We start from the raw sequence: 19,212 nt of genomic DNA on the forward strand, positions 1-19,212 counted from the left end.
TCAAGAGCGCCCGGTTGGCTGCCGGACGACCAGTCAGATCTTCCTAGGTCCGGACTCAGAGAAGCAACCCTCACATGCCGGTCGGGTGGGTGGAAAGCCAATCAGGATGTGCTGCCTTGAGGGCGTCCCTGACGCTGGTGCGTGGGGCGAATACATCCCCGCCTCCGTCATAGGGGTGGTAGAGCCAGCGAAGATCGAGTGGGGCCAGGGTGACTCCTGCGATCACATCCTCAGCTACCAGCCGCAGAAGAGGGTCCAAGGCATACCTGCTGCGGAGGCGGAGGCTGATGTACTCATGCTGGTAGAGGATGTCATCAGGGAAATCATCGTCGTGGACATGGCTGCCCCAGTGCCGCGCGTCCGGATCAACTTGCCGGAGCTGGGGCATGCGCACGGTGTGTTCCGCGTCTCCGTTCCATTCGCGGGTCACCACATACAACTCGACTTCGTTCGGCGGCCCCAGCTCGTCCAACAGGGTGTGATGCCGATCGAGCATGACTGCGTACTCGGCGTCGCTGTCGGGGTATCGCTTGGACTCAGGGAGGCTATGAAAGCGCACCCATCGATCGGGATAGGCATAGCGCATCTGAAGATCGCCCGGTGGAGCAGGCCATCGCTGTTCCCATAGGGCCGACAGGGCTTCCAGGCTCAGGTCCTGTCGGGGAAGAATCTCGCTCATCGCTCCATGATCGAGCATGCGGCAGATTTCGACGGCCGAATACACCACCGTCAACGAGGGGCAGCAGCGACCCGCAGCCGCTGGTTGGTCGCTAGTTCAGAGAATCCGAAACCCTCATCACCTGGGCAGCCATCACCCTCATGACCCGCCGCATCACCAAGACACGCAGACCCCCCGAGCGGTTCTCACCCCTGCTCTGACCAGGCACATCAGGTCACCCACCCGCCTACACAACGGCAGCGCGGCAACCCCCACCACAGTTGTCTCACCGACTCACCAAACGCAGTCGGTTGTGCTGATGGTAGGAAAACCTGGATCGTAAACTACGGGAGCGGCACCGGGAATCGAGCGTTCCGCTGGAATCGCTGAACTGCTGCGGACCAGACATCTTCATCCGGGTGCTGGCCGCGCACGTCTTCGAGGCCCTCGGCTTCTCCTTCCGCCGCTTCCCCGAGTGCCTGAGCAAGCATCTCCCGCTCAGCGGCACGATCGGCGGCAGGCAAACCTAGGAGCAGCGCTGCCGCCTGCCGCAGGAGAACACCGGAACCTTCCAATGCAGCAAGTGCACGCCCGATCTCATGCCAACCCACGCCGGCCTTCAGAGCCGCGTCGATTGCCGACGACGACACGGAGTGGTGCATCCCCAGCACGAGTCGCTCCACAGTCTCCAGAGCCTGCTGGGGATCTGCCATCACCTGCCGTTGGAACTGTGCTTGCAATAGGCCCTCAGCCAGCGCGAGTGCTGATGGCCCTGTGTTCTCCTCGTTCATGCGTAGGCAACGAGCTGAGCTGCCCCAAGGCCACGTGTTGTCGGCGTACTCCTCTGAGTGCTCCACCAAGTACAGAGGTATGTGCACCAGTCTCAGGCCGCGTTGTCCCGGTCCCGCTCGATGGCAGCGAGCCGGTTCTTGAGCCGGTAGCTGGGGCCGTTGCGCACGCGTCTCCGCGATCGAGCATCAGCCCGGATGCGGTTCCTGTGCGGACTTGAGGGGAGGGGACGGTCAGTGTCCGACGCCGACCGGGCCCGGCGCCAGCATGCTTACCTGGGTCGTGCCCCCAGGTCCTCCGTCACGGGCAGGCACTCGGCGAGCAGGTTGATGACGTCGTGCCAGGCTCGCTGCGCGTGCTGTGGGTGGTAGCCGACGCCGGGGACTGTGGGGTGGTCGACCGGCGGGTGGTGGAAGGCGTGCAAGGCGCCGCCGTAGACCGTGAGGCGCCAGTCGACGCCCGCGGCCTGCATCTCAGTGGTGAACGCGTTCCGTTGCACGGGCGGCATGATCGGGTCTTCCGACCCGACCCCGGCCCACACCGGGCAGCGGATGCGCGCCGCCTCGCCCGGCCGGCCCGTGGTCAGTGCGTTGACGGTCCCGATCGCGCGCAGATTGACGCCGCCGCGCCCGAGTTCCAGCGCGACGGCGCCCCCGGTGCCGTAGCCGACGGCGGCGATCCGGTCGGGGTCGGTCCGCGGTTCGGCGCGCAACACGTCCAGCGCCGCATGGCCGATGCCCTGCATCCGGTCGGGATCAGCGAGCAGCGTCAGGCAACGGGCCAGCATCTCCTCGGGGTCGCCCAGATAGCGCCCGCCGTGAAGGTCGAAGGCCAGCGCTATGTATCCCAGCTCGGCGAGAGCATCGGCCCGGCGGCGCTCGATGTCGCTGAGTCCCATGCCCTCTGGTCCGAGCAGCACCGCGGGCCGGCGGTCGACACCGGCCGGGAGCGCGAGGTGCCCGATCATCGTCAAACCGTCGGCCGGGTACTCGACCGTACGCGTCGTAATCGTCGCCATGAGACCGGACTGTAGTGATCGTCGAGCCCGGTTCGGTCGGTGTTCCGCCGCTGGCAGAACAGCGTGCGTGTCCCTCGTGTCCCTCTGAAATACGGGGCCGAGCGCTCAGGGCTTCAAGATCATCTCGTTGCCCCTTTCTCGCGTACCTCGGTCACACCCCGAGAGCGCCCGCAACGAGGCGCCGGCCATAGCGTCACGGCGGATCGCCGCGTACAGATCGCTCTTGGACTACGGCAGCGCCCGGGCCCCCTCGTCGTGCAGAGCACAACCATGGTCCCGAAGCAAACACCGAGGTCTTCTCGAAACTCAGCGACAGCACTCTCCCATGGAAGCGGGCGTTCCCCTCGATGGGCAACAGACGTTCCTGGAACTCACCTACATAGCCAACTCCCCAATGGTCATGTCCCCAGTTTGTCCCCGGACTTGCCTCTGCCCGCAGGCTTCCCGACGCCGAAGGTGTAGGCACCGGTACACGGGTGAAGGGATGCCCCATGGACGACACGACCGACCACCACAGCGCCGAGGCGGAAGCCCTCAAGCTGTTCCCCCCGGCCCCGCTGGTCGCCCCGCCCGACTGCGCCCGCTGTCATGACTACGCGCACCGACGCGACACCGCCACCGGCCCCCTACGCGGAACCATGGTCACCGACATACAGGTGTTGATGAAGCGCTGCGCGCGGGCCGGCCACCGGTGAGGGGCCGCCGCCTCACCCTGGGGAAGAAGGTGTTCGAGCGCGCGCGCCAGGCTCACGGTGACGTCGTCGGCGTCTACCCGTCCCCGCTGGTGGTGCGCCTGGTGGACGCGTCGGGGTTCCAGTGGATCGCCCGGACCGTCGACTGCGAACAGCTCGACGTGAAGCCGGCTGGCCCCGAGGAGCGGACGCCGACGTGGCCGGGGAAGGTGGCGGTGGATGTGCCGCCCACCGACCTACGGGTCGGGGACCAGGTCCTGACCGGTGGCCGTCTGGCTGCGATCACCGACCTGCGCTACCGCTACGGCTCCGCCCGCACGATGATCTTGGATAACGGCCGCATCGCCGTCGCGCAGCGCGCGGTGCGCGTCTACCGCTCCCGCACCTGATCACGGGCGGGCCGACCACTCTCCGAGCGTCACCCGTCTGGGGGCGGGGGGCGCATCACCGCCCACGCGCGGGGGTGGGGGTGGGAGGGTGGGCGGGTGGATGCTGCGGGGTGGGACCGGCGTGTGTACGGGGCGGAGCCAAACGGGACGGCCCGGCCGAGGCCGGGGCACGCCTATGTCGAGCTGGTGGGCGGCCCCTTGGACGGCATGCTGCTCGACGTCACCGGCTGGGACCCGCAGGAGGTCGTGGACGGGGCGATGCTGATGTCGGAGCACGGCGCGTTCGGGCCGGGTGGCCGCAGGAACCGGGTCGGCGCCGGTTCACAGAACCTGTGCCAGAGCCAAATCTCGTGAACAAACACGGCCACCTTGACCGCCAAGTGCCGCCCGAACCCATCGACAAACGCTGTCGCTGAACGCGAACGAAGCCACACCGGTGAGGGGCCGCCGCCTCGCACTGGACAGAAGGCGTTCGACCGCGACCGCCAGGCCCACGGCGACGTCACCGGCGTCTACCCGTCCCGCTAGTGGTGCGCCCGGTGGACGTGTCGGGGTTCCAGTGGATCGCCCGTACCGTCGACTGCGAACAGCTCGACGCGCAGCCGGCCGCCCCCGAAAAACGCACGCGGACGTGGCCGGGGAGGGTGCCGGTGGACGTGTCACCCACCGAACTACGGTCGGGGACCAGGTCCTGACCGGCGGCCGTCTGGCCGCGATCACCGATCTCCGCTACCGCTACGGCTCCACCCGCACGTTGCCGTTGCGCAGCGCGCGGTGCGCGTCTACCGCCCAGCGCACCAGCAAATTCGTCGGCGGCGATCAGCCACGACTCGATGCAGAGCTCTCCTTCGACAAAGCCGATTTTGCGCTGGGCGGCTCACGCCTGTGGAAGGACGCCTCCGCCTCCTCCTACTTCCTCGACGGAGTCACCGGAGCTGCCTCCCCGACGCAAGCATGGGTACTACTGCCCACCGGCTGCGCCAAGGAAGCCCGGCCGGCCTCCCACGAAGCCGACGTGCCCGTGCTCAAAATGAACCTCACCCAGGGACGCAGTAACCCCGCGGCTCTGGCGCGCGCCGCTGTCAGTGCTGCCCAGCACGTAGCCAAGGGCCTCGGCTGCACCGACACCACACTGAAGGAGCCCGCTCGCTTCCAGGGCCCGGTCCCTGACAGCACGCCAACCGACACCTGCGGCGTAAAGGGCTTCCGTGTCCCGGAAGCCGCTCTCGTCAAGGCCAAGGCCGAGGCCGGCACCACCCGCGCCACCGGCAGCAAAGCCCGGACACGGGTGTGCGAGATCATGCTTCGAGGTCCCGGTGAGCCCCGCATCACCTTGGCCGTCAGTGACGACACCTCCCTGACCAAGGAGGTGCGCCGCGACGAGACTGCCACGCAAGAAAACGGCCGTACCGTCATCGCCTGCTCTTTTGGTGACCTCTACATCGGCATGAACTTCAATGACCCTTACCGAGATGCACTCCTGGACCGGAACAAGAGCGCGTACGAGACCGCACGCGCTGCCGTCTTCGACTCCTTCCAGCAAGCGGTGCGCAACGACTACGGCTGCCCGACCCGCGGCGAATGAAGGCGACACCGCCAGGTCGCGGTCTGCACGGCGTTACACGGTTCGGCTGCCCGGAACAACGGACCGGGGCCCGACCGGTCTCAATCGCTCCGGTCTTCCGCTTCAGCGGCGGCAGGGAGGGCCACCGTGCCTGCTGTGTGGTCGGCTCGGTCTCCGCGGCGCGGACGGTGCCCTTGGCCTGCCGCTGCTGCCACAGCAGCCCGGCACGCATGGGTCGCCGGCTCTCCAGCCGGGCGGCCCGCTGCATCCCGTGGGCAGGCGCCACGGCAGCGCTGAGATCGCGCTCTCACGGCCATCCCCGTCGCGGGTGACGCCATCCAGCGCGCGGTCGACGTCGGCACGACCGCGTACATGAACGACCTCAACGCCAAAGTCGACGCCGATACCCGCAACAACATGATCAACCACTACGACAACGGCCAGAAGGAGATGCACGCCATGCTGCGCCAGATGGCGAAGGAGCGCGGTCTTGCCATGTCGGAGCTGGACGCGGGCCCCGGGGAGTACGAGGACGGCCTTCAGCCGACCGCTCAGCAGTGGTACCAGAACGGGATCAAGGACGCCGACCTGAAGATGGGCGAGCGGTACAGATGACCAAGAAGACCACCTTGGTGCTGTCGGCCGTACTCGTGGTCGCGGTGCTGGTGGTCGCCGCCGTCCAGATGTGGCCCAGCCCGTTGAAGGACCTGCGCGCGCGGAACCACTGCCTGGGGATGCTCACAGAGAAGACCGTTGTGCTCCTCGACGATCACAAGGGCGGCAAGCTGGTGGTGGATGAGGACAAGAGCAAGGACTCGGGGGCTGATCCCGTGTTCTCCACCATCTGCTTCGTCGGACGTGAAACGGGTAAGGACACGACCCCGCGGATCCAGTACACCCTGGACGTGAGGCCTGCCGACGCTCTGAACGAACCCGTAACGGGTGCCAGTCGGCTCGCCGAAGGCCGTTCGGGCTGGGTGGGACCCCGGCAGAGCGAGGTCCAGCTCCCCGCCGGTTGCCCGAAGGAGATGAAGGCGGACGCCGAGTACGTCACCGTCACGCTGAAGGTCGCACCCGGCGTGCTCGCGGCGGAGAACTGGAACGACACGGCCCTCACCGAGGCCTCCCGGACGGTGGTCCTGGAGGCCGTTGACAACCTCGCCAAGCAGTACGACTGCAAGGGGTAAGCCCGGGCGTGAGCGGGGGCAGCCATCGCCCTAACCCCCCTCCGCACGCCCGACGGGAAGGGACAGCATCGCTGATACGCGCACCTGGTGCACGCGATGCGGCGTCGGCCATCACGGGCGGCAAGCTCATGCCAGGTCGATGCGCCCAAGCCATGCCGGCTTCACGGGCACACCATCCGCGTCACACTCCACCCCTGCCACCGGGATCGGCGCGTGCTTCTCTTCGAGAGCCGAAGGCGATTGCGGCGTTCCGGCAGTTGCCGATGGTGCTCTGCGAGCCGGTTCCGCCGTTGGCGGGCGGTTGGTGTCTTCCATGAGTTCTGCCACCGTGAAGCGGGCGGTATGTGACTGCCAGGCGCCGTCGACGACCAGGAGAAAGCCGTCGTCACGACGGAAGAAGCGACGGCGTTTGGGGTTTATGGGATGCGCCGGAACGTAGTCCCGCGCCCGTCGCTCCAACTCCGTCAGAGCCGTTTCGCGCGTTCCCTCCACGTGTGCCATCACGTAGGCCTGGGTGTGCTTGCGCTCACCCCCACCCACCGTTATCTCCAAGATCAGCCCCCAGGTAACCATGCTTCCTTCCCCCTCACTTTCGACGGCCCCGCATGCTCCTTCAGCGTTCCCCTTTGTACCTTGCAGAGCGAGGCCCGGATTCGACGCCCACGAGGAGGAAGCGGCGTTCTCGTCCTGGGGGCCCACCCTTGCGGATCACGATCCAGGTGAGCTTGTTCAGGGCGTCGGACCTCGCTGTCGGGGTCGCGTGCTGGGCCAGTTGTTCGAGCCGCTGGAAGGCATCGGGGTCGCTGGCGGCCCGGGTCTCGGTGAGCATCACCGTCACGCGCTGCCGCAGCAGCCACGGGTAGCTGGGGCGGATCGCCTGCCCGGCGACCAGGAGCACCAGGCCCGTGGCCAGTTTATCGCGCCAGTGGCTCTTGGGTGTGCCGCGTCCCTGGAGGGGCAGATCGGTCCACTCGGAGCCGGCGTCGTCCGCCCCGCTGGCCATCCAACGATCCTGCCAGGTCTCTCCGGGCTGGCCTTCGAGCCAGTCCAGCAGCTTGCCCAGGCCCCGCCGCCGGGTCTTGTCGCGGGTCAGGCCGGCACCGGGGTCGGTGAACAGTCCAAGCAGCCGCTCGACATGCCACGCCTCCAGGAGATCCACGCCAACCTCATCGACCGTCTCCAAGAGGCCAAGAACCAGGGCTGGCTCGGCGAGGTCGCCGCCATCGAGACCACCATGGCCGCCGCCGCGCAAAAGCTGGAGGCCATGCGCGAGCGTGCAACTCAGCCGTCCACGGTCCACCTCGGCATGCCCGACATCCGACGCGACACCGGACGAAGCAGCGCCGACGTTGAGAGATCCTTCCCATCGGATCCTAAGTGGTCGGCTTCGGAAATCCTTCGGGGGTTGACACTGGAGAAGCTCCCGTGCCAGGTGGTGATGTGGAACGCATGCGTAGCGGAGGGCTTCAGCGGGTGGCCCGAACGCGCTGGTGTGCGCTGGTGTCCTCGGGCTTGTCGCTATCGGTCGAGCGAGCAGTGCCAGTGGGTTGTCCTCGGTGCCGGAGTCCGGTGGCTCTCTTCGCGGGTGCGAGTTGACCTTCAAGTTGGATGAACGTCGACAATCGGGTCCATGGACGGCACCACGGAACTACTGAGCATCAGTGCCTTCGCGCGGCAAGTCGGTCGCGCTCCGAGCGCCCTGCGTTTCTACGACGACTGCCGAGTTCTGCGGCCGGCGTGGGTTGACGGGGCGACTGGATATCGCTTCTACAGCCCTGCGCAGGAGGCCCGTGGCGTTCTCTTGCGCGGTCTGCGAGAAGCGGGACTGCCGCTGGCTGAGGTTGCCGTGGTGCTCGACGGGCCCGAGCGCGAGGGTCGAGAGGTGCTGGAGCGGCACCTGGAGAGGCTGCGGGAGCAGACGCAGACGGCCAAGGCCGCCATCGCGGTGGCTCTGCGTTCCCTCTCGCCTGCTGGCAGCATGACGGAAGTGCGAATCGGCGGAATGGAGTTGGCCAGTGCTGTCCGCCAGGTGGTGCCGGCCGCAGCCTCCGACGTGGAACACCCTGCGCTTGGTTGCGTCCTCATCGAAATCGACGACGACGAGGTTCGTCTGGTGGCCACCGATCGCTATCGCCTGTCGATGCGTGTCCTGAGGCCGGCTGCGATCGAGGCAGGGCCGTGCCGTCTGCTGGTGCACGCGGCTGATCTGATCGAGTTCGGGCAATGGGCGGCGCGAGTCGACCAGGTCACCCTCCAGGTCGGACCGGACGGGACCCGAGCACGCAGTACGTCAGAGTCCCGGGTCCTGGCGACGGTCGATGACCAGTTCCCTGCCTACCGCGAGATGCTCGTGTCTCTGGCCCCGCCCGAATACCGCGTGATCGTTGATCGCCTGGCCCTGCGCGACGCGGTCAACAGCCACGGTGACAGCCCCCGCATCGCTCTGAGCTTCGCCGGCGACGAGATGACCATCTCCCTTCCCGACCACTCCAACACCGCCACCCTGCCCGCGGTCTGCCATGAAGCCCTGCCCCAGCGGATCGGCTTCGACCCTGCCGTCCTGGTGCCCGCTCTGGAGGCCAGCGTCGGTCCCGACGTTCTGCTGGAGATCTCCGCCGCAGACCGACCCGTCGTGGTGCGTTCTGCAGACCAGGGCAGCTTCACCACCCTGGTCATGCCGGTCGCCCTCAACACCCCCACCTGACCCTCCTTCAACACCTCAGCCTCATCACCTCAGGAGAACCATGACCGACCCCGAGAACACCGTCGTGCAGCTGTGCGTGCAAGGTATGCAGGCCGAGACCGAAGGACGAGATGCCCGAGCCCGGGACCTGTTCCTCCAAGCGTGGGAAGCGGCTGAGGACGACTACGACGCCTGCATCGCCGCGCACTACCTCGCCCGGCACCAGCCCACCCCGCAGGAGACGCTGCACTGGAACCAGGAGTGCCTGAACCGGGCCGACAAGGTCGGCGACGACCGTGTCCGCGGCTTCTACGCCTCACTTCACGGCAACATGGCCCGAGCCCACCGCGACCTGGGCCAGATCGACCAGGCCCGCGAACACTTCGAGTCGGCGGTCAAGCACATCGACGACGTCCCAGCCGGCCCCCACAACCAATGGCTCCGCTACCGCATCGCCGCAGGACTGCGGGCCACGGCCCCGGCCGCACCACAACAGCAGGAAGACCCGGTCGGAGAACTCCTCACCAAGCTCTGCGCACGCACGGACCTCGAAGCCCTGAGCCTGCTGCTGCCCCCCTACATGGGCAGCCTTGGCACACCCGAGGATGAGGAACGCATCACCACCGCCCTGCGGATGCTCCACGCCGAGCGTCGCCTCCCGACGAAGAGCAGACCGCCCTCAGCCACGCGATCAAGGTCCGGTCCGCCGTGTGAGCGCACCCGATCCGCGGTGACCCACGAGCACGAGCGCAGGCAAGCCACCGCCTTCCTCGGTACCGACGAACCTTCAACGACCACCAAGGCCTTCCGACCTGACGGTCGGAAGGCCTTCGTATGTGCCAGTCGCTTCCCGCTTTTCCCACCTTCCTGAACAGCCAACGAAATGGAAGGAGAAGAGCAGGGGACCGCCGAAACCGCTCAGCCCATCAGCCTGCCGCAGGATCCAGGGGGACGGGTACTTGTCCATACGCGCTGCCGTGGCGGTGGTGCTGACCGCCGCCGAGCGCCACCGACTGAAGAAGATGGCATACGGCCACAAGACTCCACACAGAGCCCGGCAGCGTGCCACAGTCGTCCTCCTTGCCGCACGTGGCCGGGGCAATGCCAGGATCGCCCACGAGACCCACCTGCACGTGGACACCGTCCGGACCTGGCGCGGCCGATTCGCCCACGGTGGCCTACCGGGCCTGGCTGACCGCAAGCGCTCCGGACGCCCCGCCCGGTTCACCCCCGTGCAGGTTGCCGAGGCCAAAGCGCTGGCCTGCCAACTCCCCGCCGAGACCGGCGTCCCGCTGTCGCGCTGGTCCTGCCCGGAGCTGGCCGCCGAGCTCACCGCGCGCGGGATCACTGACACCGTCTCCGCGTCCACGGTAGGCCGCTGGCTGCGCGAGGACGCGCTCAAACCCTGGCAGTACCGGTCCTGGATATTCCTCCGCGACCCGGACTTCCGCGCCAAGGCCCAACGCGTCCTGGACCTGTACGCCCGCATGTTCGAAGGCGTCCCGCTGGGCCCGGACGAGTACGTCGTCTCTAGCGACGAGAAGACCTCCGTCCAGGCCCGCTGCCGCTGCCATCCGACCCTGGCCCCCGGCCAGGCAAGGGCGATGCGCGTCAACCACGAGTACGGACGCGGCGGATCCCTGGCCTACCTGGCCGCCTACGATGTCCACCAGGCGAAGGTCATCGGCCGCTGCGAGCCCACCACCGACATCGTGCCTTTCATGAACCTGGTCACCCAGCTCATGACCACCGAGCCCTACGCCAGCGCGAAACGCGTCTTCTGGGTCGTCGACAACGGCTCATCGCATCGCGGGAAGAAGGCCATCGACCGTCTGACCAAGGCCTTTCCGAACGCGGTTAGGATTTCCGAAGCCGACCACTAAGCTTCGCGGATGACCTACGAAGAGTTGAGCTGTACTGAGATTTGTGGAGTCCCTGATGCCAGGGTTACCGTCCTGGCGAAGGAGAACCACCAGCACCATGGCAGCACTCCGTAAATACCCCGACGAGCTCCGCGAGCGCGCGATCCGTGAGGTCCGCGCCACCGGCCGCCCCATCGCGCACGTCGCGAAGGACCTGGGGATCCACAAGGAGGCCCTGCGCGGCTGGGTCCGCCAGGCCGAGGCCGACCGCGGCGAGGATGACCGGCTGACGACTGCCGAGCAGGATGAGTTGAAGCAGCTCCGTAAAGAAGTAGCGGAGTTGAGGCGGGCCAACGAGATCCTGAAAGCCGCCTCGGTGTTTTTTGCCCAGGAGATCGACCGTCCCCGGACGAGGCCGAGCAGGTGATCGACCACCTGCGGGACAGAGGTCTCGGGGTCGATCCCGTCTGCCGGGTCCTTGGGCTGTCGCCGTCGACGTACTTCGCCCGCAAGAAGCGGCCGAAGTCGGCCCGCCGGCTCCGTGACGAGCAGCTGATGCCGCTGATCGAGGAGATCCACGCCACCTCGGGCGGCACCTATGGCGCCCGCCTGATCACCCGCGCGCTTCGGCGCAAGGGCCACGAGGTGGCCCGCTGCACCGTCGAGCGGCTGATGGCCGAGCTGGGTTTGGAGGGCGTCATCCGTGGCCGGCGGCGCCGCACCACGGTCCCGGAGCCGTCGGCGCCCCGGCCGCCGGACCTGGTCGACCGCGACTTCACCGCGAGCCGACCGAACCAGCTCTGGGTGGCCGACATGACGTATGTCCGCACCTGGTCCGGCCGGGCGTATGTGGCGTTCGTCCTGGACGTGTACTCGCGGATGATCGTCGGCTGGCAGGTCGCGAACCACATGTGGACCGAGCTCCCCCTGGACGCACTGGAGATGGCGCTGTGGAGGCGGAGGATCAAGAAGGACTCCGGCCTCATCCATCACAGCGACCGCGGGTCGCAATACGTGTCAATTCGGTATACCGACCGGCTTGCCGACATCGGCGCCTCAGCCTCCGTCGGGTCGGTCGCCGACTCGTATGACAACGCGATGGCCGAGGCCCTGAACGGCACCTTCAAGGCCGAACTCATAGAGATGCAGGGCCCCTGGAAGGACGTCGACCAGGTCGAACGGGCGATCTTCCAGTGGATCACCTGGCACAACGAAGAACGCCTCCACTCAGCACTCGACTACGTGCCACCCGCCGAGTACGAGGAAGCCTTCTGTCAGAGCCAGGAGCGAACCCCGCAGTCCGCCTGAACCAATCAAGATCGGACTCTACGAAACTCGGGGCAGCTCAGATCCTCGACCTCCGGCCATGCCAACTCTCGGAACCTGCAATCGCCCCCCCACGAACACAACGCTGACGGGTGAGCCGGACCGGCCGCCCAAATTGATCGAAAGTGATCGTCACGAAATGTGGGCCACAGCCAGATTCAAAGAGCGCCATCAGTCACGGGACCTGCACACGGCCCTGGAAGGCAAGGTGCTGATCGACTGCTCCAACCAGGTCGGGCCAGGCTTCCGCCTGCTAACGGAAGGGGGCCCCTCAGCCGCGCAGCAACTGGCTGCGGCGGCGCCGGGAGCCCACGTGGTTGAAGGCTTTCAACCTCTGCCACGAGGACGTGTGGCGTATGCGGCCGCCCGTATTCGATGGGCGACCACTGGCAGTGCCGGTCTGCGGGGACGACGAGACGGCCCCTCGCGCGTGTACTCGAGTTGGTGCGGGACGTGGGCTGCGAGCCCGTGGCTGGCGGCGGTCTCGAACGTTCGGGACTTTGGAAGCGACCGCCGCGCTGTTCATCGCCCTGTGGGTCGGCGAGGGAGTGGATGCGCAGGCAATCACACCTCCGCTGGTCTATGCGGCCGGACCGAGCTACCAGGAAGCGGAAGGCGGCACGGGGGCTTTTCGTTAGGAGTTCTAAGGAGGCCATGTCCCCGGCGCACTTGGGGTGTGGAAGAGGAAGAACAAGAGCAAGGGCAAAGGTCGCACCGACGACGACCGGGCAGTCCGGCTGCGCACGCTACTGGCCGAGTATGGCGAGAGCGTGCCCTGACGAGGCCCGCGCTGAATCCATGAAGGCCGCCGCCACAGCGGTGACTCCTCAGCAAAACCCGTGGCATGCTTCGGCTGCACCGCCGCCGGCACCACCGACACACCCCGGACATCGGTTTTCACCTGCACCACGCGACGCGGCCACCGCTCCGTGGAGCGCCTCCCGGGACCAGAACCACCCGGGGGGCGTGAGTACCCCCAGGTGGCCGGCGCGGCCCCACGCCGTATCGCGGGCCCCGGGGGCTCATCCGCCTGCCTGCAGGCGAATCAGGGCGTCCTCGGAGTCCCGGTCACCGGGCAGGTAGGCCAGGAAGTGGTGACTGGGCTCGTCCACGGCGGCCAGTTTCACGTACCGCAGGCGCAGTTCGCCCACGGCCGGGTGCCGGAAACGGCGGACCGAGGGCTGGAATCCGGCTGTCTCCCGGCGCTCGTACCAGCGGGCCGCGTCGCCGTCGGACAGCAGCTCGCCGATGAGTTCGGCGAACCGCGGGTCGTTCGGCCGGCGAGCCGCCCGGGACCGGAACTGGCCGAGCAGGGCGCGAGCCTCGTGCTCCCAGTCGGCGAGCAGGGTGCGCGCCGGCGGCCAGCGGAACACCAGCCATAGCAGGTTGCGCTGCTTGGGATGCAGCCGCGCCGGATCGGTCAGCAGCGCGGCGTAGCCGGAGTTCCATGCCAGCAGGTCCCAGTGCGGGTCGAGCACCACGGCGGGGTGTGGAGTCATGGCCTGTACCAGACTCAGCAGGTTGCGCGACACCCAGGCGGGAGCATCGGCGGGCGGCCTGCTCTCCTCCATGAAGGACAGGACGTGCGCGGTTTCCGCGGCGTCCAGTCGCAGCACCCGCGTCACCGCGCGCAGCACCTGCTCCGAGGTGCGTACTCGGCCCTGCTCCAGCCACGCGTACCAGGAGACGCTGATGCCGGCGAGTTCGGCGACCTCGGCTCGCCGCAGCCCCGGTGTCCGGCGGCCCGGGGCGTCCGGCAGGCCCACGTCCCTCGGCGTCAGCCGTTCGCGGCGGGACCGCAGGAAGGCCCCCAGTTCACGGCGGGGGGACTCGCCCTGCGGTGCGGGTGCCGTGCTCATCGACCACCGCGCCCGCGGCCGGTCGTGCCCGGTGAGGAACCGTGGTCCGCAGTGGGCGGTGCGCAAGTGTTCGTCGGCGACAGCCTGCCGCGCGTCATGGTGCCTCTCCTCCGGACGGAGGGCGCCGCCCGGCCGCGGGTGCCCTCTTGTGATGCTGCCGTCATCAGGCGCGATGCCGGACCGGCAGGCTGTGAGTGATGGTAATAGCCAGCCCGCTCCGCCCCGCAGGGCCCGGTGCTGAACTGGTGACCGATCGCGTCCGCCAAGGATCGGTCCCTCTGTCACCCGTTCTCGTTGAACCTCTCGGAAGGAAGCGTCCACCCCGTGACCACCACCGCGTCGACACCGGTGGCGACCTTGCCCGCGTCCTCCTTGCGGCTGTTGCGCACCGCTGGATTCGTCAGCAACTTCGACCGCTTCTGCATCGCGCCCATGCTGGTTCTCATCGGCCCCCGACTCGGGGCCCCGCTCCCCACCGTGGTGCTGGCCGCCAGCGGCTACTACCTCACCTACGGGCTCATGCAGCCGGTGTGGGGGGTGGCCAGCGACCGATGGGGTCGCGTGCGGGTGATGCGGGTGTCGCTCACCGGCGCGGCACTTGCCGCCCTGGCCTCGGCCCTCGCTCCCGACGCTCCCGTGCTGATCGGGGTCCGCGCCCTGGCCGGCGCGTTCTTCGCCGCCTCCATCGCCGCCTCCTTGACATACGTGGGCGACACGGTGCCCGCCGCGATACGGCAGCGCCCGCTCAGCGAACTGATGACGGCGTTCGCGCTGGGCACCGCCGTGGCCACGGTCGTCGCCGGGGCGCTGGCGCACTACCTCAGCTGGCGACTGGTGTTCGCGCTGCCGGGTGTCCTCGCCGTCTACCTGGCGGTGGTCCTGCGCCGCCTGCCCGAGCCCGAGCGAGCCCCCTCCGGATCACTGCTGGCGCCCTTCCGCGTGGTCCTGTCCTCGCCGTGGCAGTGGTACGTGATGGCGGTGGCGATGCTGGAGGGGGCGGTGCTCCTCGGCTTCCTGACCTATCTGGCCCCAGCCCTGGAGGCGCGTGGAGTTCCCGCCACCCTGGCCGGCGCGGTCGCGTCCCTGTACGGGGTCGGTTCCATGGCGGCCGCGCAGGCGGTCAAGCGGCTCGTCGGCCACTGGTCCCCGGTGGGCCTGATCGTGGCCGGCGGCGTGCAGATGGGTGTGGCGTACCTTCTCGCCGGCTTCAGCCAGTCCACCGGGGTGCTCGTCGTGGTCGCCCTCCTCCTCGGGGGTGGTTGGTCCTTCATGCACTCCACCATCCAGTCGTGGGCGACGGCGCTGTTCCCGACGGCCCGCGCAACGGGCGTGGCCATGTTCGGCGTCGCCCTGTACGTGGGCAGCGCCGTGGTCAGCGGATTGGCGGCCTCCACCGCCCAGGCGCACGACTACCGGCCACTTTTCTGGCTGGCGGCGCTCCTCGCCGTGCCGCTGACGGTGGCCGCGGCGGTGGGCAGGGCACGCTATCGCTGATGGGCGGTCGGTACGCCGACCACCGGCTCGATGCCTGGGGTACGCGGACTGCCGGGACGCCGCGACGGGCCCGCTGTGGGGCACGGTCGTGACGGACATGCAGGTGTGAACTTGCTGCGACGCGGCCTGCCCGCGCACGCTCTGACTTCCTGCCCGCCTTGACCATCACCCCGACCGCACATGCGGACACCACCTTGTCGGTGACCCTTCCCGCTCCGACCTCGACCGCTCCTGCCGTCACCGAGCTACAGGTGCCGCTGCCTCTGTTCGAGGCCATCGACCGGCTCCCGGTCGCCGACGAACAGCGCACCGGCTACAAGCGGGACCTGTACAAGCACTGGAACAAGGGCCTCGATACGACGCAGGGCTGTGACACCCGCAAAGAGGTCATCCTCGCCGAGGCCGTTCAGGCGCCGCAGGTCGCGGTCGGCTGCAAGGTGACCGGCGGCAGCTGGCACTGCCCGTATGACGACGTGGTCGTCTCGACCCGGCCCGCATCGACGTCGACCACTTCGTCCCGCTGGCCGAGGTCCACGACTCCGGCGGCTACGCATGGGACGGGCCTGCCGCGAGGCGTACGCCAACGACCAGGCGTCCCCCGACACTCTCATCGCGCTCAGCCGCCTCCAACCGGTCCAAGGCCGACAAGGACCCCGCCCAATGGATGCCCTCGGACGGCTCCTACCACTGCACCTACGCGGCAACCTGGGTCGCCACCAAGCTGCGCTGGAGCCTGTCGGTGGACGAGCGCCAGGCCTTCCTCGGTCTCGCCGAAGACTGCTCGGCGACCACCCTCGTCTATGAAGAGACCGCTTGACAAGCGACTTCCGCCTCTCCGGCGTGCGGCGGCAGACCGGATCCAGTCCCGTGGTCCACCGCTCCACCCGACCGCGGCTCTCGACCGACCGCCGGCTGCCACCGGGTGCACGGCCACCCCCCACGCGCGGTGCTTTTGGAGATTCGCAGGCGACGAAGGCCAAGCCGTCTCAGCCGGGGAACGGCTTGGCAGGGCAGGACCGGTTGTCCTTCCGGGTCCGCCGAGAGGCTGGGCTGCTGCGGAAGGGCGGTCCGCTTCGGCCGCAGCGGATTGCGCAGGCTTCTTCGAATTGCAGGCATGAGTGCGAAGAATTCCGCAGAACGGTTGTTACCTGAACGACTGGTCCGGGTGGGTGAGCCGGGTGGGCAGTGCGCCCGGTGGTGCGCTGGAACGCACTGGCGGCGGGGGCCTTGTGCGGGGAGGGTGGGTGTGGGGGTTGGGTCTGTCAGAGCCACGCTGAGAGATGTGCGTGGGATATGCAGGCGAGTGTGACGGAAATGTCCGCCTCGGGTAACTGGCCCCGGCGGGGGCTGCGGCGGGGCGGGTGCGGGGTCGAGAGTGTGGCCCTCGGTTCAGTCCGGGCCGGGAGTCCGCACTCGTCGCTGCCGCCTGTATGACCTGGCAAGGCTACGGCTTTTGAGGGAGCGCCACCCATGTCTTGTCTTACTTCCGTCCGTCGTATCGCCGCGACCGTCCTGGCCGCCGGCGCGGTGGTCGGTGCTGCCGCGCTGCCGGCGACCGCGTAGGACCACGACCGTCACCAGGGGGCGCGGGTGGAGATCAGCCGGGTCCAGGCCGACAGTCCCGGACGCGACGACCGCTCCAACCGGTCGCTCAACGCAGAGTGGGTGGAGATCACCAACACCACCCGCGACACCGTCAACCTCCGCAGCTGGACGCTGCGCGACGAGGACGGCAACCGCTACCGCTTCGACAACGTCCGCATCAACGGCCGCGCCACCATCCGCATCCACACCGGCACCGGCCGCGACACCCGCACCGACCTGTTCCAAAACCGCCGCGACTACATCTGGGACAACCACTCCGACACGCTGCGCGATGACCGCGGCCGCACGGTCGAAACACCGAGTCCTGGGGCCGTCGCCACCACTGACCGGTGTCCGGGTGTCGGCGGGCCGCCTGGACGGCGGGCGACCGCTGACACCGCACTCAAGGCGAAGACCGCGCTCCCACAGTCGACTCGGCAGGAAGCTGTCGTGGGGCGCCTTGAACGGTCGGGAAACGGCTGCACCTCGGGCATTGACGCGTCCTGGCCGCAGGGGGCGGGGCCCAGCTCGTACGGGGTGGCGTGCAGGACGCCGCCGCATCAAGCCCTCTGACCGGCTGCCAAGACGAAGTCCAGATCCAGGTCGTCGACCGGGAGGGGCTGGCGGCCGGGGCAGGCGGATCGTGCACTCCGCGCCGGGGCGCTGGAGGGGTGAGCGTACCCAGTTGCGTTCCGCTGGTGGCGGGCTCTGCCCTGGGCCCGGCGGTCAGCGGTAGTAGGGCTCGACCGCGGCCCGTACCTCGTTGAGCAGCGCGGGGCCGTCCTGTGGCACGGGCGGTCGGCTGCTGGCAGGCCTGATGTCCAGGAGCTGTTCGTTGGACAGGGCGAACACCACTCGCCGCAGTCCTGCCCATTGGATGACGGCCTCGCACATCCCGCACGGCTGGCAGCTGGTGTACATCGTGGTGCCTGCCGCCGTCTGCGCGTCGAGTTCTCTTGCGGCCCACCTCGCCAATTTAAGTCCGGGTGTGCAGTGACGTCATTGTCGGTGAGGGTGGTGTTGTGCTCCTCGGCCAGGATCGTCCCGTCCGGTGCTGCCAACAGAGACCCAAAGGGGGGTGCCGCTCGCGCGTGCCTTGGCCGCGAGCGAGATGGCCTGTCGGAGGAGGGCGTGGTCGTCGGGTGTGGTCATGACTGCCTACTCGTGGTCGTCTGCGGTGTCGTTTCCGTCAGTCGGTGCGCTGCTGCTGGTGGGTGGTGTCGAGTCGTTGTCGGGCGGCGGTGATGTGGCGGTGTGGGTGCTGATGCCGTCCCGGTCGGAGCTCGGCCGCCGGGGTCGGAGCTGGATGGGCCGGGGAGGTGCCGGGCACTGGGGGGAGTCGACTGGGCCGGTTGTCGGTGGCGTCCTGGATCATGTCCGGGTGACTCATCGAACGCAGGACACTGACCCCGTCGGAACCGGGACCGGGATTGCCTGGCTCGCGGCGCCCCGCTGGATTCCTTTCGGCGGATACAACGTGGTGATGGCCCGAGGGCTGACCCCGGACGAGCTGGTAGAGCGGCTCGCTGCGACGGCCTTCTGGGGGGTGCCCGCCGTTGTCCACCGGGCGTCCGGTGAGCACAGCGCCGAGGAGGTCGCAAACCCTGACCTCGCCGATGTCGACTCAGACGTGCACCTGCGTTACGGCCAGTACGAAGGGCTGTCGTTCGCGGTCATGTACGGCCCGTGGTGGGGCGAGTTCAACGAGCTGGGCCCGGTCTCGGCGGGTGGCGCACACGTCTTCCGTGTGATGTTCGAAGAGGACAACGGCAAGCCCGTGCCGCCGTTCTTCGAGTACCACCGGGATGGGCGTCTCGCCTGCTCGTTCAATCTGCATCTGGACGGGTCATGGGGATACGACGGTATCGACGGGGACCCGGCGATGGCGGCGGAAGTGACAGCGGCCATGGCAGAGGCCGGACTGCCCGTTGCCGGCCGAGAAGGCTACACAGGCCCAGAGGACGAAGAGCAGATGCGGTGCGCACTGCTGGGGATTCTGGGCCGTTTTTTCGATCTCTCCCTGCCGCGCGAGCAGATCCTTCGGGGTTTCCTCGCCACAGCCACGCTGACGACCTGAGGCCATGGCCCACAGAGCCCCCGGCCCTGC

22 protein-coding genes and 2 pseudogenes are annotated in these 19,212 nt (G+C 68.3%); 15 read left to right on the forward strand and 9 right to left on the reverse strand.

Annotated elements, in window-relative coordinates; genetic code table 11:
- Positions 1-70 precede the first annotated feature (70 nt).
- The 3 genes from ACV7NM_RS32555 to ACV7NM_RS32565 all read right to left on the reverse strand — a co-directional run bounded on the left by ACV7NM_RS32555 (position 71) and on the right by ACV7NM_RS32565 (position 2,465).
- On the reverse strand, positions 71-679 hold the full coding sequence (locus ACV7NM_RS32555; RefSeq protein WP_463413668.1) for a DUF3885 domain-containing protein: 609 nt from the start codon (positions 677-679) through the stop codon (positions 71-73).
- 323 nt (positions 680-1,002) lie between these two features.
- Complete coding sequence (locus ACV7NM_RS32560) at positions 1,003-1,449, reverse strand: hypothetical protein (protein ID WP_463413669.1); 447 nt, start codon at positions 1,447-1,449, stop codon at positions 1,003-1,005.
- 269 nt (positions 1,450-1,718) lie between these two features.
- On the reverse strand, positions 1,719-2,465 hold the full coding sequence (locus ACV7NM_RS32565; RefSeq protein ID WP_463413670.1) for a dienelactone hydrolase family protein: 747 nt from the start codon (positions 2,463-2,465) through the stop codon (positions 1,719-1,721).
- Positions 2,466-2,956: 491 nt separating this feature from the next.
- Here ACV7NM_RS32565 and ACV7NM_RS32570 point away from each other — a divergent pair, with 491 nt between their 5' ends.
- The 6 genes from ACV7NM_RS32570 to ACV7NM_RS32595 all read left to right on the forward strand — a co-directional run bounded on the left by ACV7NM_RS32570 (position 2,957) and on the right by ACV7NM_RS32595 (position 6,297).
- On the forward strand, positions 2,957-3,160 hold the full coding sequence (locus ACV7NM_RS32570) for a hypothetical protein (protein ID WP_463413671.1): 204 nt from the start codon (positions 2,957-2,959) through the stop codon (positions 3,158-3,160).
- A 29-nt stretch (positions 3,161-3,189) separates the two neighbouring features.
- Entirely contained in the window at positions 3,190-3,546 is a 357-nt protein-coding gene (locus ACV7NM_RS32575; protein ID WP_463413672.1) for a hypothetical protein, read from the forward strand.
- A 96-nt stretch (positions 3,547-3,642) separates the two neighbouring features.
- A complete protein-coding gene (locus ACV7NM_RS32580) occupies positions 3,643-3,900 on the forward strand; it encodes a hypothetical protein (protein ID WP_463413673.1) in 258 nt (85 codons plus the stop codon).
- 277 nt (positions 3,901-4,177) lie between these two features.
- A complete protein-coding gene (locus ACV7NM_RS32585) occupies positions 4,178-5,131 on the forward strand; it encodes a hypothetical protein (protein WP_463413674.1) in 954 nt (317 codons plus the stop codon).
- Between the two features lie 351 nt (positions 5,132-5,482).
- The gene (locus ACV7NM_RS32590) at positions 5,483-5,725 is read left to right on the forward strand and encodes a hypothetical protein (protein WP_463413675.1); all 243 of its coding nucleotides are present in this window, start codon (positions 5,483-5,485) and stop codon (positions 5,723-5,725) included.
- Positions 5,722-6,297 (forward strand): hypothetical protein, encoded by a 576-nt coding sequence (locus ACV7NM_RS32595; protein WP_463413676.1) that lies wholly within the window; start codon positions 5,722-5,724, stop codon positions 6,295-6,297. Before ACV7NM_RS32590 ends, ACV7NM_RS32595 begins: the two co-directional genes overlap by 4 nt.
- A gap of 126 nt (positions 6,298-6,423) precedes the next feature.
- On the opposite strand, the gene ACV7NM_RS32600 is transcribed toward ACV7NM_RS32595, so the two are convergent.
- Positions 6,424-6,870: a hypothetical protein gene (locus tag ACV7NM_RS32600; protein WP_463413677.1), complete on the reverse strand. Its 447-nt coding sequence runs from the start codon at positions 6,868-6,870 to the stop codon at positions 6,424-6,426.
- Positions 6,871-6,910: 40 nt separating this feature from the next.
- Complete coding sequence (locus ACV7NM_RS32605; RefSeq protein ID WP_463413678.1) at positions 6,911-7,597, reverse strand: hypothetical protein; 687 nt, start codon at positions 7,595-7,597, stop codon at positions 6,911-6,913.
- 330 nt (positions 7,598-7,927) lie between these two features.
- On the opposite strand from ACV7NM_RS32605, the gene ACV7NM_RS32610 reads away from it, so the two are divergent.
- From ACV7NM_RS32610 to ACV7NM_RS32630, 5 genes and pseudogenes are all read left to right on the forward strand, one after another.
- Positions 7,928-9,001 (forward strand): DNA polymerase III subunit beta family protein, encoded by a 1,074-nt coding sequence (locus tag ACV7NM_RS32610; protein WP_463413679.1) that lies wholly within the window; start codon positions 7,928-7,930, stop codon positions 8,999-9,001.
- A 40-nt stretch (positions 9,002-9,041) separates the two neighbouring features.
- The gene (locus tag ACV7NM_RS32615; RefSeq protein WP_463413680.1) at positions 9,042-9,851 is read left to right on the forward strand and encodes a tetratricopeptide repeat protein; all 810 of its coding nucleotides are present in this window, start codon (positions 9,042-9,044) and stop codon (positions 9,849-9,851) included.
- Between the two features lie 88 nt (positions 9,852-9,939).
- Positions 9,940-10,863 (forward strand): IS630 family transposase, encoded by a 924-nt coding sequence (locus tag ACV7NM_RS32620; protein WP_463413681.1) that lies wholly within the window; start codon positions 9,940-9,942, stop codon positions 10,861-10,863.
- Positions 10,864-10,960: 97 nt separating this feature from the next.
- Positions 10,961-12,150 (forward strand): IS3 family transposase gene (locus ACV7NM_RS32625; protein WP_463413682.1). Its coding sequence is split into 2 segments (ribosomal slippage): positions 10,961-11,222 and positions 11,222-12,150, totalling 1,191 coding nucleotides; the frame shifts between segments, so codons are not numbered across the junction.
- A 196-nt stretch (positions 12,151-12,346) separates the two neighbouring features.
- Positions 12,347-12,806 (forward strand): annotated as a pseudogene (locus ACV7NM_RS32630) (NADPH-dependent F420 reductase); the annotation flags it as partial.
- Positions 12,807-13,190: 384 nt separating this feature from the next.
- Here the strand turns inward: ACV7NM_RS32630 and ACV7NM_RS32635 are convergent.
- Together ACV7NM_RS32635 and ACV7NM_RS32640 are read right to left on the reverse strand one after the other, a co-directional pair.
- The gene (locus ACV7NM_RS32635) at positions 13,191-14,027 is read right to left on the reverse strand and encodes a helix-turn-helix domain-containing protein (protein ID WP_463413683.1); all 837 of its coding nucleotides are present in this window, start codon (positions 14,025-14,027) and stop codon (positions 13,191-13,193) included.
- Between the two features lie 281 nt (positions 14,028-14,308).
- The gene (locus ACV7NM_RS32640; protein ID WP_463413684.1) at positions 14,309-14,452 is read right to left on the reverse strand and encodes a hypothetical protein; all 144 of its coding nucleotides are present in this window, start codon (positions 14,450-14,452) and stop codon (positions 14,309-14,311) included.
- A 7-nt stretch (positions 14,453-14,459) separates the two neighbouring features.
- Here ACV7NM_RS32640 and ACV7NM_RS32645 point away from each other — a divergent pair, with 7 nt between their 5' ends.
- Entirely contained in the window at positions 14,460-15,521 is a 1,062-nt protein-coding gene (locus ACV7NM_RS32645; RefSeq protein WP_463413685.1) for an MFS transporter, read from the forward strand.
- 245 nt (positions 15,522-15,766) lie between these two features.
- Here the strand turns inward: ACV7NM_RS32645 and ACV7NM_RS32650 are convergent, their stop codons facing one another.
- Positions 15,767-15,979 carry a hypothetical protein gene (locus ACV7NM_RS32650; protein ID WP_463413686.1) on the reverse strand — a complete coding sequence of 71 codons (213 nt, stop codon included), beginning with the start codon at positions 15,977-15,979 and terminating at the stop codon, positions 15,767-15,769.
- 206 nt (positions 15,980-16,185) lie between these two features.
- Here ACV7NM_RS32650 and ACV7NM_RS32655 point away from each other — a divergent pair, with 206 nt between their 5' ends.
- Complete coding sequence (locus ACV7NM_RS32655) at positions 16,186-16,338, forward strand: hypothetical protein (RefSeq protein ID WP_463413687.1); 153 nt, start codon at positions 16,186-16,188, stop codon at positions 16,336-16,338.
- A gap of 773 nt (positions 16,339-17,111) precedes the next feature.
- On the forward strand, positions 17,112-17,678 hold the full coding sequence (locus ACV7NM_RS32660; protein WP_463413688.1) for a lamin tail domain-containing protein: 567 nt from the start codon (positions 17,112-17,114) through the stop codon (positions 17,676-17,678).
- A gap of 153 nt (positions 17,679-17,831) precedes the next feature.
- Here ACV7NM_RS32660 and ACV7NM_RS32665 read toward each other — a convergent pair.
- Positions 17,832-18,257: pseudogene (locus ACV7NM_RS32665) on the reverse strand (nucleoside deaminase).
- Here ACV7NM_RS32665 and ACV7NM_RS32670 point away from each other — a divergent pair.
- On the forward strand, positions 18,256-19,182 hold the full coding sequence (locus ACV7NM_RS32670) for a hypothetical protein (protein WP_463413689.1): 927 nt from the start codon (positions 18,256-18,258) through the stop codon (positions 19,180-19,182). The pseudogene ACV7NM_RS32665 and the gene ACV7NM_RS32670 sit on opposite strands and share 2 nt — an antisense overlap.
- Positions 19,183-19,212 lie beyond the last annotated feature (30 nt).

Source organism: Streptomyces sp. Tek67B01 (genome assembly GCF_055231995.1).

What these genes read in the sequence shown, in the direction of transcription:
- ACV7NM_RS32560 (WP_463413669.1), bottom strand. Translation starts at nt 1,449, where the DNA reads ATGAACGAGGAGAACACAGGGCCATCAGCACTCGCGCTGGCTGAGGGC.
- ACV7NM_RS32610 (WP_463413679.1), top strand. Translation starts at nt 7,928, where the DNA reads ATGGACGGCACCACGGAACTACTGAGCATCAGTGCCTTCGCGCGGCAA.
- ACV7NM_RS32655 (WP_463413687.1), top strand. Translation starts at nt 16,186, where the DNA reads ATGCCCTCGGACGGCTCCTACCACTGCACCTACGCGGCAACCTGGGTC.
- ACV7NM_RS32670 (WP_463413689.1), top strand. Translation starts at nt 18,256, where the DNA reads ATGACTGCCTACTCGTGGTCGTCTGCGGTGTCGTTTCCGTCAGTCGGT.
- ACV7NM_RS32640 (WP_463413684.1), bottom strand. Translation starts at nt 14,452, where the DNA reads ATGCAGAAGCGGTCGAAGTTGCTGACGAATCCAGCGGTGCGCAACAGC.
- ACV7NM_RS32555 (WP_463413668.1), bottom strand. Translation starts at nt 679, where the DNA reads ATGAGCGAGATTCTTCCCCGACAGGACCTGAGCCTGGAAGCCCTGTCG.
- ACV7NM_RS32600 (WP_463413677.1), bottom strand. Translation starts at nt 6,870, where the DNA reads ATGGTTACCTGGGGGCTGATCTTGGAGATAACGGTGGGTGGGGGTGAG.
- ACV7NM_RS32590 (WP_463413675.1), top strand. Translation starts at nt 5,483, where the DNA reads ATGAACGACCTCAACGCCAAAGTCGACGCCGATACCCGCAACAACATG.
- ACV7NM_RS32615 (WP_463413680.1), top strand. Translation starts at nt 9,042, where the DNA reads ATGACCGACCCCGAGAACACCGTCGTGCAGCTGTGCGTGCAAGGTATG.
- ACV7NM_RS32565 (WP_463413670.1), bottom strand. Translation starts at nt 2,465, where the DNA reads ATGGCGACGATTACGACGCGTACGGTCGAGTACCCGGCCGACGGTTTG.
- ACV7NM_RS32635 (WP_463413683.1), bottom strand. Translation starts at nt 14,027, where the DNA reads ATGAGCACGGCACCCGCACCGCAGGGCGAGTCCCCCCGCCGTGAACTG.
- ACV7NM_RS32570 (WP_463413671.1), top strand. Translation starts at nt 2,957, where the DNA reads ATGGACGACACGACCGACCACCACAGCGCCGAGGCGGAAGCCCTCAAG.
- ACV7NM_RS32595 (WP_463413676.1), top strand. Translation starts at nt 5,722, where the DNA reads ATGACCAAGAAGACCACCTTGGTGCTGTCGGCCGTACTCGTGGTCGCG.
- ACV7NM_RS32645 (WP_463413685.1), top strand. Translation starts at nt 14,460, where the DNA reads ATGCTGGTTCTCATCGGCCCCCGACTCGGGGCCCCGCTCCCCACCGTG.